Origin of the sequence: Rhodococcus sp. ENV425 (assembly GCF_002887785.1) — a bacterium.
GTDB lineage: Bacteria > Actinomycetota > Actinomycetes > Mycobacteriales > Mycobacteriaceae > Rhodococcus > Rhodococcus aetherivorans.
This window is the reverse complement of the sequence record NZ_PCZU01000312.1, coordinates 165-7,527: the sequence shown is the minus strand read 5'-3', so window position 1 is coordinate 7,527 and position 7,363 is coordinate 165. Positions and strand designations below refer to the sequence as shown.

At 69.4% G+C, this 7,363-nt stretch carries 5 protein-coding genes and 1 pseudogene; 5 read left to right on the top strand and 1 reads right to left on the bottom strand.

All coding sequences use genetic code 11. The annotated features are described in order from the left end of the window. Window positions 1-352, bottom strand: a pseudogene (locus CQZ88_RS32250) (gluconate kinase); the annotation flags it as partial. A 170-nt stretch (window positions 353-522) separates the two neighbouring features. On the opposite strand from CQZ88_RS32250, the gene CQZ88_RS29365 reads away from it, so the two are divergent. The 5 genes from CQZ88_RS29365 (at window position 523) to CQZ88_RS29345 (ending at window position 7,212) form a co-directional block, all read left to right on the top strand. Beyond that, entirely contained in the window at window positions 523-2,865 is a 2,343-nt protein-coding gene (locus CQZ88_RS29365; RefSeq protein ID WP_102800664.1) for a glycerol-3-phosphate 1-O-acyltransferase, read from the top strand. Beyond that, on the top strand, window positions 2,862-4,295 hold the full coding sequence (locus CQZ88_RS29360) for an HAD-IB family hydrolase (protein ID WP_102800663.1): 1,434 nt from the start codon (window positions 2,862-2,864) through the stop codon (window positions 4,293-4,295). Before CQZ88_RS29365 ends, CQZ88_RS29360 begins: the two co-directional genes overlap by 4 nt. Then, complete coding sequence (locus tag CQZ88_RS29355) at window positions 4,292-5,437, top strand: YbhN family protein (protein WP_180987106.1); 1,146 nt, start codon at window positions 4,292-4,294, stop codon at window positions 5,435-5,437. The genes CQZ88_RS29360 and CQZ88_RS29355 overlap by 4 nt, the downstream gene beginning before the upstream one ends. Window positions 5,438-5,536: 99 nt before the next feature. Then, on the top strand, window positions 5,537-7,078 hold the full coding sequence (locus CQZ88_RS29350) for a sodium-dependent transporter (protein ID WP_102800662.1): 1,542 nt from the start codon (window positions 5,537-5,539) through the stop codon (window positions 7,076-7,078). Next, window positions 7,075-7,212 carry a methionine/alanine import family NSS transporter small subunit gene (locus CQZ88_RS29345; RefSeq protein WP_072634473.1) on the top strand — a complete coding sequence of 46 codons (138 nt, stop codon included), beginning with the start codon at window positions 7,075-7,077 and terminating at the stop codon, window positions 7,210-7,212. Before CQZ88_RS29350 ends, CQZ88_RS29345 begins: the two co-directional genes overlap by 4 nt. The last annotated feature ends 151 nt before the right edge of the window (window positions 7,213-7,363 follow it).

The window sequence follows — 7,363 nt, the reverse complement described above, 5'->3', positions numbered from 1 at the left end:
CCTGCCGCGCGACGGCGGTGACGACCCCGGCGACGGGCTCGCCCCGCTGCACCAGCGCGGCGAGCCGCCGGTCGTCGGGCAGCCGGCGCATCTCGACGAGGTGCTCGCACACCTGCCCGTCGGGCCCGCGCACGTCGGCGACGCCGAGGTAGACGTCCGGGGCGAGACGCCGGTTGAGTTCGACCTCACGGTGGCAGGCCCGCTCCCGCGCCTGCCGGGTCCGGTTGTCGAGGAACCCGAGATCGAGTGGCTTCTTGAGCTTGTGCACGCGGCCCCCGACGAAGAACACCACCGAGGTGTGGGTCTCGCGGATCGCCGCGTATGCGGGTTCGGATCGGTCGGTGCCGGTCACGGAGTTCCTCCCCGATGAGGCTTGTCGAACGTCGGTACGCTGCCCACCTTGCCTCAGGGTGGACCGGATCGCGCGCCGGCAGAAGTGCCGAAGGTCTCTCGTGTGGTTGCACCGGAGCCGGTGCCGGAGACGCGGTACGTTTCACTCGGGCTATCCGGGAATGGGGTGACATGAGCACGAACGGGCGAGGCTCGGAATCCGGGAGACAACCGACGGTGGTCGTCGCCGAGACGACGACACCGATCGAGCGCAAGCTGATCGCGAGCTGGCTGCGGTCGGACCGGGTGCCGAAGGAGTACCGCGCCGACGGACCGGTCGAGGAGATGGAACTCGACCCGCGCCGGCTCGCGCGCGATCTCGTGAACCGGGACGACGATCCCCTCGTGCTCCCCGTCGGGGTGGTGTGGCTGCCGGAGGCCCGGGACGGCGAGCGCCGGGTCCGGTTCTCCGACGTCGTGGCGCTGACCAACCCGCGCAGCCCGAACCGGCTCCTGCAGAAGTGGCTGGTCGGGCGGTCCCCCGACCGGTATCGGATCGTTCTCGCCGAGCCGGCGCGGCTGAGCGAGCTGCGGGCCCGGCACCTGGCCGAGGACGGCGACCCGGCACCCGAGTCGTTCGCCAGGTTCGTGACGCACCGCGCGGTGGTGGGCCTCGACCGGGCGGAGCGTGCCGTCATCGGCGACCGGTACAAGGTGCCGAGGCTGGTGGCGGAGCAGATCATGGATTCGGCGTCGTTCCGGCGGCGGCTCGACGCGATCAGCACCGAGCACAACATCGCGCCCGAGGAGGTCCGGTTACGAGCGACGTCCGCCCTCGGGGAACTCGTCGCCGTCCAGTCCCGGCTGGTGACCGACCTGTTCACCGAGATGATGCGCCCGTTGCACTCCGCGGCGTGGACCGTGCACGCCGACGAGTCCGGGCTGCGGAGCCTGCGCGACGTCAACCGCCGGTATCCGCTGGTGTTCCTGCCGTCGCACCGGTCCTACGCGGACGCGTTCGTGCTCGGCGACGTGCTGGCCCGGAACGATTTTCCGCGGAACCACCTCATGGGTGGCGCCAACCTGACGTTCTGGCCGATCGGCCCGATCGCCCGGCGCACCGGCACCGTCTTCATCCGCCGTAGCTTCGGCGACGACGCCGTCTACAAGGCGGCGCTCGAGGAGTACTTCGCGTATCTGCTGACCAAGCGGTTCAACCTCGAATGGTATTTCGAGGGTGGCCGCACCCGCACCGGCAAACTCCGCGCGCCCCGCTACGGCCTGCTCAACTATGTGGCCAACGCCATTCGGAGCGGCCGGGTCGAGGACGCGATGCTCGTGCCGGTGTCCATCACCTACGAGGGGCTCGCCGAGGTCGCGGCCGTCGCGGCCGAACAGACGGGCGCCCAGAAGAAGCCCGAGGGCCTGGCCTGGCTGGCCCGGTACGCGCGCAATCAGCGGCGCCGTGCGGGCAACGTGTACGTGCGGTTCGGCGAACCGCTGTCGATGCGCTCGCAGCTCGCCACGAGCGGGGATCCCGAGCTGTCCGGGGAGCCGGCCGAGCCCGGGAGCGAGCGCAGCCGCAAGGCGCTGCAGAAGGTCGCGTTCGAGGTGGCCGTGGGCATCAACTGCCACACCCCGGTCACGGTGAACTGCCTGGTCACCCTCGCTCTGCTCGGCGTCCGGGACCGGGCGCTGACCCTGGACGAGGTGCGGGCGGTGATCGCGCCGGTGCGCCGGTACATCGACGCCCGCGGGATACCCCAGGGCGAACTCGGCGTCCTCGACATCGAGGGCGGCCTCGCGAACGTCCTCGCCTCGCTGAGCGATGCCGGTGTGGTCACCACCTACGCCGGCGGGGACGAGCCGGTCTACGCGATCCAGCCCGGGCAGCACCTGGTCGCGGCGTTCTATCGCAACAGCGGCGTGCACTGGTTCGTCAACCGTGCCCTGATGGAGCTGGCCATCCTCCACGCGCACGCCAATCCGGGCCTCGACCCGGTGCGGGCGGCGTGGGAGGAGGCCAAGGCGGCGCGCGACCTGCTCAAGTTCGAGTTCTTCTTCCCCGACCGGGACCGGTTCGAGGCCGACATGCGCGACGAGATCGCCCTGCTGATGCCGTCCTGGCGCAACGCCTTGCCGGACGTGGAACTCGCGCTGGCCGCGCTCCTCGAAACCGGGTTCTTCATGGTGCACCGAGCTCTGCGGTCCTTCTTCGACGCGCAGCTCGTCGTCGCCGAGCGGCTCGCGCGGCGCGACCCGTCCCTGCAGGTCGACCGCAAGGCGTTCCTGGACGAGTGCGTCGCGGTCGGCCGGCAGATGCTGCTGCAGGGCCGGCTGTTCGGACCCGAATCGGTCTCGTCGGAACTGTTCACGACGGCGTTACAGCTTGCCGCCAACCGCGGGCTGCTGGAACGTGGGGGCGAGGAGATTCGGCAGAAGCGGGAGGAGTTCGCGGCACAGCTGCTGGCGGTGGGTGAGCGGGTCCGGCTCGCCGAGTCTCTCGACGTATCCAACAGAAAGGCGGAGCGGTGATCCTCGAGGAAGCGCTCGAGCGCGTGCGTACCGGGCCGAAGGGTCCGGAGATCGCGGCATTCTTCGACTTCGACGGCACCATCGTCCACGGCTTCTCCGGTCTGCACTTCTTCCGCGACCGGTTGCTCGCCGGGAAGGTCGGCGCCGCCGAACTCGCCGCAACCATGCTCAACGGCCTGCGCGGCCACGACACCGAGGCGGACTTCGAGCGGTTCGTCGCGGTGGCGTTCAAGGCGTGGGGCGGGCACACCGAGGAGGAGCTGTACGAGATCGGGCGCCGGCTGTTCGCCTCCACGATCGCCGGCCACATCTATCCCGAGGCGTGGCAGCTCATCCGGGCGCATCAGGCGGCGGGGCACACGGTGGTGATCGCGTCCTCGGCGTCGCGCTACCAGATCCAGGCGACGGCGGATGCGCTCGGCGTCGAGCACGTCCTATTCAGCCCCCTCGAGGTGCGCGACGGGGTGCTCACGGGCCGTGTGGACGGGAAGTCGTTGTGGCGCAGCGGTAAAGCGCAGGCCGTAGTGGCGTTCGCGGAGGCGAACAACATCGATCGCGAGCAGAGCTACACGTATTCCAACGGGGGCGAGGACGCCGACTTCCTCGCCACGATGGGCAATCCGACGCCGACCAATCCGGACCGGAACCTCGAGCGCACCGCCGCCGAGCAAGGCTGGCCGATCCTGCGATTCAGGCCGCGCGGAACGCCGGGCACCAAGGAGGTGATCCGCACCCTCGCGGCGTACGGCGGGCTGTTCGGCTCGGTGTGGACGGGCGTCGGCCTCGGCCTGCTCAACCGCAACAAGAGGGTGGCGCTCGACTCGATCGCCACCCTCACCGGCGAGGTGCCCCTCGCGCTCGCCGGCATCGACGTGAACATTCGGAACGAGGCCAACGCCTGGTCACATCGCCCCGCGGTGTTCATCTTCAACCATCAGAGCCAGCTCGATCCGGTGATCATGGCGCGGGTGCTGCGGCACAGCTTCACGGGGGTCACGAAGAAGGAGATGGCCAGCGACCCGCTGTTCGGGCTGGTGCTCCGCTTCGTCGGTGCGGCGTTCGTGGACCGGGCCAACACCGAGCAGGCGAAGGCCGCACTCGGTCCTGTGGTCGACACGCTGCGCGAGGGCACCTCGGTGATCATCGCGCCGGAGGGCACCCGCTCCCTGACCCCGGAGATCGGCCGGTTCAAGAAGGGCGCGTTCCACATCGCGATGCAGGCGGGCGTGCCGATCGTGCCGGTGGTGATCCGCAACGCCGGGGAGGTGCTGTGGAAGCACTCCACGGTGCTGCGGCCGGGAACCGTCGACGTGGTGGTCCTCGATCCCATCGACGTGAGCGACTGGACCCTCGAGGAGCTCGGCACACGGGTCGCGGAGGTCGAGGACCTGTACCGGAAGACGCTGGCGAACTGGCCCACGACCACATGACCGATGCGGGTGAGAACGGGGGCGCGTCCGTGGGCGAACACGACCACACCCCGAGCCACGGAAGAGACAACGGCAACGGCAACGGCAACGGCAACGGCAACGGCGGAATGTCGCCGACCCGGCGCCGGCGCCTCAAGTGGCTGCTCGGCCTCGTGCTCGTCGTCGTCCTCACCGTGGAGGTCGTTCTCGTCTGGCCGGAACTGAAGACCAGCGTCGGCAGCCTCGGCGACCTGCGCTGGTGGTGGGTGGGCGCGGCGATCCTGGCCGCGCTGACCGAGATGTCGAGCTTTGCCCGGGTACAGCGCACCCTGCTGTCCGCGGCCGGGGTCACCGTGACGCAGCGCCAGTCCCTGTCGGTGGCGTACGCGGCGAACTCGATGAGCGTGACCCTGCCCGGCGGACCCGTGGTGGCCACCACCTTCACCTACCGGCAGATGCGCAAGTGGGGGGCCAGCCCCGTCGTCTCCACCTGGCAGCTGGTGATGGCCGGTCTGCTGCAGGCCGCGGGCCTGGCGCTGCTCGGCCTGGTCGGCGCGCTGCTCGTCGGTGCCACCACCAACCCGTTCTCGCTCATCTTCTCCCTCGGCGGATTCGCGGCGTTCGTGGTGCTCGTGCAGTACGCGGCAAGCCGGCCGGATGCGTTCGAGTCGATCGGCATCATCGCGCTGCGCGGCGTGAACCGCCTGCGCAAGAAGCCCGCGCGGGCCGGCGCCCGCGCCTGGAAGCGGATCGTGGCGCAGCTCCAGGCGGTCCAGCTCGACCGCACCCACGCCGCGCGCGCGTTCGGCTGGTCGTTGTTCAACTGGCTGTGCGACGGTGCGTGCCTCGCCTTCGCCGCGTACGCGATCGGCGGCAAGCCCAGCCTGGCCGGCATCGCCGTCGCGTACGCCGCCGGTACCGCCGCCAGCCGCGCAATCCCCCTCCTGCCGGCCGGGCTCGGGGTGATGGACGCCGTGCTCGTGCCCGCCCTGACGGCCAGCGGGATGACCGGCGCGCAGGCCCTGGCCGCCGTCGTCGTATACCGGCTCGTGAGCTTCCTGATGATCGCGTCGATCGGCTGGGTGATCTTCGCCCTGCGCTACCGCGGCGCCCCGCCGGACGAGGAACCGGGTCCGGAACTCGACAAACTGTGGCGGGACTGAGCTCCGCTCCGACACACCGCGTCCGCCCTCCCGGATCAGCCGCGAGGCAGCCGCGGGGGCGCTAGCGTCGACAGTCTGTAACCGAGGAAAGGTACGTCAGTGACAGAGGACGCAGCGGTGCGCACGAGAGAGGTCTGGTCCGGCCGGTCGGTGTTCATTCTCGCCGCCATCGGCTCGGCGGTCGGGCTGGGCAACATCTGGCGTTTCCCGTACATCGCGTACGAGAACGGCGGCGGTGCGTTCATCGTGCCGTATCTGGTGGCCCTGCTGACCGCGGGCATCCCGTTGCTGTTCGTCGACTACGCGATCGGTCACAAGTTCCGCGGGTCGCCGCCGCTGGCGTTCCACCGCCTCAAGCGCGCGACCGAGAGCCTCGGCTGGTGGCAGGTGGGCATCTGCTTCGTCATCGGCGTGTACTACGCGGTGATCATCGCGTGGGCGCTGCGCTACACGTTCTTCTCGGCCACGCAGGCATGGGGCGACGACGCGGAGACCTTCTTCCTGCAGGACTTCCTGCAGATGAACGCGGACGCCACGTTCGGCCTCGACTTCGTCCCGGGCGTGGCGTGGCCGCTGCTCGGGATCTGGCTCGTGGTGCTCGTCATCCTGGGTCTGGGCGTGCAGCGCGGCATCGGCGCGGCGAACCGGTTCTTCGTGCCGTTGCTGCTGGTGCTGTTCGCCGGCATGGTGGTGCGGGCGCTGACCCTCGACGGCGCCGCCACCGGTCTCGACGCGTTCTTCCGGCCGGACTGGTCGGCGCTGACCGACACCGGGGTGTGGATCTCCGCCTACGCGCAGATCTTCTTCTCGCTGTCCGTCGCGTTCGGCATCATGGTCACCTACTCGTCGTACCTCAAGCACCGGACCAACCTCACGGGCTCCGGTCTCGTCGTCGGCTTCTCGAACTCGAGCTTCGAGATCCTCGCCGGAATCGGCGTGTTCTCGGCGCTCGGCTTCATGGCACAGGCGCAGGGCGTCGCCGTCGACGAGGTGGTCAGCGGCGGTATCGGGCTGGCGTTCATCGCGTTCCCGACGATCGTCTCGGAGATGCCGGGCGGTTCCCTGTTCGGCCTGCTGTTCTTCGGCTCGCTCGTCTTCGCGGGTTTCACGTCGCTGATCAGCATCATCCAGGTGTGCGTGTCGGCCGTCGAGGACAAGACCGGCCTCACCCGCGTGCCGGCGGTCCTGATCGTCGGTGGCGTCGCAAGCGTCACCTCGCTGCTGCTGTTCCCGACCACCACCGGCCTGAACACCCTCGACGTGGTCGACCGCTTCGCCAACCAGTTCGGCATCGTCGGGGTCGCCTTCGCGACGCTCGTGGTGCTCGCGTGGGGGCTGCGCCGGCTGCCCGAACTGCAGGACCACCTGAACTCGGTGTCGTCGTTCCGGGTAGGCCTGCTCTGGCGGGTCTTCGCCGGCGTCCTCACCCCCATCGTGCTCGGCTACATGTTGATCAGCGAGATCGTGGATCGGAGCCGGGAGGGCTACAACGACCTGCCGGATGCACTCGTCATGACGTTCGGGTCGGGCGTGCAGGCGCTGGTGATCGTGATCGCGGTGGCATTGTCCTTCGCACCGTGGGGCCTGACCGACGCCGAGCTGGCGCATACCGAATCGACGGAAGCGGGAGAGAGACTGTGAGTGGATCTGCGATCGGGATGATGCTCGTCGCGCTGGGGCTGGTGTGGGGCGGTCTCACCGTCAGCCTGCTGCATCTGCGCCGGAATCCGGACGAGACGTCGGGGCAGACGCCGGTTGAACCCCACCACGACTGAAATGTCCGGTCTCGAACCGGCCACAACTCGTTTCGTTTGAATAACGCCACGCCGCGCCGGACTGGCCGGTCTGTTCTTCCTGTGGTCTGCTAGATCCCACCAACACCATGAGTCACAAGAGTAACACCAGACCCATGGGTCTCCGCCCCGG

What these genes read in the sequence shown, in the direction of transcription:
- CQZ88_RS29355 (WP_180987106.1), top strand. Translation starts at nt 4,292, where the DNA reads ATGACCGATGCGGGTGAGAACGGGGGCGCGTCCGTGGGCGAACACGAC.
- CQZ88_RS29365 (WP_102800664.1), top strand. Translation starts at nt 523, where the DNA reads ATGAGCACGAACGGGCGAGGCTCGGAATCCGGGAGACAACCGACGGTG.